Consider the following 354-nt stretch of genomic DNA (forward strand, 5'->3'; position numbering starts at 1 on the left):
AATAGAAGAAGAAAATAGTCTTTAATCATATATATGGCTTTATACTCACTAAGCTCTCGTTTTTTCTTCATGAGGAGCAATTGGCGCATTTGAAACATGATAGAAGAACAGAGTAGAATGGCAATCAATTGACCATATAAATGACACTCCAATCATTCTCGTTTTATCTTTTTACAATGATGAATTTGAAAGAATGACTTCCACGTTTTAAATAAAATTTCAATTTACCAACGCAAAGAATACCAGTCATGTACCTGTCCCATCGGGACAATATCTGTAGGGGTGTTTGTCATATATACATTGATACCACTGAGTCGTTTACTACGAGGAGAATACTTCATTCCTTTCTTTTTT

The 354-nt window shown here is 33.3% G+C and carries 1 pseudogene; it reads right to left on the reverse strand.

Features of this window, described 5'->3' with window-relative positions:
• A pseudogene (locus tag AAIE21_RS29405) lies at positions 1-354 on the reverse strand (transposase); the annotation flags it as partial.

This window comes from Paenibacillus sp. 102, assembly GCF_039549175.1.
In the GTDB taxonomy this organism is placed as follows: Bacteria; Bacillota; Bacilli; order Bacillales; family Bacillaceae_G; genus Bacillus_A.